At 70.7% G+C, this 2,914-nt stretch carries 1 protein-coding gene; it reads left to right on the top strand.

The genetic code is table 11. The features are described 5' to 3' along the window. The coding region (locus IE258_RS40465; RefSeq protein ID WP_189750788.1) for a type I polyketide synthase at nt 1-2,914 on the top strand (2,914 nt) is incomplete at both ends.

Genomic DNA, 2,914 nt, shown 5'->3' with positions numbered 1-2,914 from the left:
GCCTGACGGCACCCAACGGCCCCGCTCAGCAGCGGGTGATCCGGCAGGCGCTCGCCACCGCGGGACTGGAGGCCGGGCAGGTCGACGCGGTGGAGGCCCATGGCACGGGCACGTCGCTGGGCGACCCCATCGAGGCACAGGCCCTGATGGAGACCTACGGGCAGGAGCATCCTGCAGAACGGCCGCTGTGGTTGGGGTCATTGAAGTCCAACATCGGGCACGCCCAGGCGGCAGCCGGTGTCGGCGGTGTGATCAAAATGGTCATGGCGCTACGCAAAGGCGTCCTGCCACGCACCCTCCACGCGGACGAACCCTCCCCGCACATCGACTGGACGGCGGGAAACGTACGACTGCTCACCGAACAGTCCGCCTGGCCGGACACGGATCGGCCGCGGCGGGCAGCGGTGTCGTCATTCGGGTTCAGCGGCACCAACGCCCACGTGATCATCGAGCAGGCCCCCGATCCGGCCGACACCGCCGACACCGACCCCCGGGACCGGAGTGTCGTCCCGTGGGTGATCTCGGGTACATCCCCGCAAGCCCTGCAGGCGCAGGCGGAGCAGCTACGGTCGTACGTCGCCGAACGCCCCGGACTTCGCCCGGTCGACGTCGCGTTCTCCCTCGCCACCACTCGGAGCGTTCTGGAACACCGGGCCGTCGTCGTCGGCGCCGACCACGCCGACCTCCTGGACGGCTTGGGTGAGTTGTCCCTCACCGGGCCCGTGGTAGAGGGCATGTCCGCCTTCCTGTTCACGGGGCAGGGGGCTCAGCGGGTCGGGATGGGACGGGAGTTGTATGACACCTTCCCCGCGTTCCGGAACGCGCTGGACGAGGTGTGCGCGGTACTGGATCCGCTGCTGCCACGCCCCTCACGTGAGGTGATGTGGGGCGAAGACGCACAGGCCCTGTCCCGGACCGAATTCACCCAGCCCACGCTGTTCGCCATCGAGGTGGCACTGTTCCGGCTGCTCGAGTCATGGGGCATCCGCCCGGACGCAGTGGCCGGACACTCCATCGGAGAAATCGCCGCCGCGCATGTAACCGGCGTGCTGTCCCTGACCGACGCGTGCGTGCTGGTCGCCGCCCGCGGCCGACTGATGCAAACACTGCCCGACGACGGCGTGATGATCGCCGTGCAGGCAACCGAGGACGAAGTCCTGCCCCTGCTGGAAGGAATCACCGACCGGGCGGACATCGCCGCGGTCAACGCACCCGAAGCCGTCGTCGTCTCCGGCGCCGAAACCGAGATCGAACACGTCGCTGCCGCCCTCGGCGCCCAGGGCAGGCGGGTCAAGCGGCTGACAGTGAGCCACGCCTTCCACTCCCCCCTGATGGACCCGATACTCAAGGACTTCCAGGCCGTCGTCGAAGGGCTTTCCTTCCGCCAGCCGTCCCTGCCCTTCGTGTCCACCGTCACCGGAACCGTGGCAGGAGCGGAGATCACCGAGCCTGCGTACTGGGTGCGGCACGTGCGCCAGACCGTCCGCTTCACCGACGGACTGCGAGCCCTGCACGAGCTCGGCGTGCGGAAGTTCATCGAGATCGGCCCCGACGCGATACTGACCGGACTCGTCGAGCAGACCCTCGACACACAAGCCGTGCCCGTCCTACGCCGGGACCGGACCGAGGTACGAGCGGCAGTCGAAGCGGCCGGCGGCTTCTTCACGCGCGGTGGTTCGGTCGACTGGCCGGCAGTGCTGGCCGGTGGACGGCGAGTGGATCTGCCGACGTACGCCTTCCAGCACGAACGGTACTGGCTGGACGCCCCCGTCAGCGTCGGTGATGTCACGGCCGTCGGTCTGAGCGCGGCGCGCCATCCGCTGCTGGGCGGTGCCATCACGCTTGCCGACCGCTCGGGCGTGCTGCTCACCGGGCGGCTCTCGCTGGCGACCCATGCTTGGCTGGCGGACCACGCGGTCCACGGCACCCTCCTCATCCCCGGCACTGCCCTGGTCGAGCTGGCGCTGAGGGCTGGTGAGGAGGTCGGCTGCGACACCGTCGAGGAGCTGACGCTCCAGGCGCCGCTGGTGCTCCCGGCGACCGGGGCCCGCGCCGTCCAGGTGCAGATCGTCGTCGGTGAACCGGACGCCCGGAACCTGCGCCCGGTCGACGTGTACGCCCGCGTCGAGGAGGACACGGTCGACGCCCCGTGGACCTGTCAGGCCACCGGCCTCCTCGCCCCCGGCACCGGGACGCCGGAGGAGGCCGCCGACTTCGCCGTCTGGCCGCCGCGCGACGCGGAACCGGTCGACATCGGCGGCTTCTACGACGTGATGGCCGACCGCGGCTACGACTACGGGCCTGTCTTCCGGGGCCTGCGCAGCGCCTGGCGCCGCGGCGACGAGGTGTTCGCCGAGATCGCGCTGCCGGAAGAACCAACCAGCACGGCCCGGGAGTTCGGGGTACATCCCGCTTTGCTGGACTCCGCCCTGCACGCCGCCGCGGCGGCGGCCGACGAGCAGGGTGACGGTGCCCGTGTCCCCTTCTCGTGGCGCCGCGTCGCGCTGTACGCAGCGGGCGCCACGGCCCTTCGGGTCCACCTCACCACAGCCGGGGAGACCCTCACCCTCCGAGCGGCGGACACAGAGGGCCAGTTGGTGGCCTCCGTGGAGTCGCTGGCGCTGCGCGAGGTGAGCCCGGAGCAGTTGGCGGTCGCGGACGGTCCCGACTCGTTGTTCGAGATCGAGTGGGTTCCCGCCGCCGACGGTGGCTCGGCCGAGGCCGGAACCGCCTCTTGGGCGGTGCTCGGGGACTCGCCTCTGGCCGAGGGCGGACAGGTGTTCGCGGACGTGGAGGCGTTGCTCGCGTCGTCGCAGGACCTTCCCGGCACGGTGGTGTTGGAGTGCCCGACGGTCGAGGACGCCCCGGTGCCGGATGCCGTACGGGACCGGCTCACCGCTGTACTGGATGTGCT

Origin of the sequence: Streptomyces tendae, assembly GCF_014650435.1 — a bacterium.
Classification (GTDB): Bacteria; Actinomycetota; Actinomycetes; order Streptomycetales; family Streptomycetaceae; genus Streptomyces; species Streptomyces tendae.
Note: the sequence above shows the minus strand (reverse complement) of the source record. Positions and strands in the feature narration are given on the sequence as shown.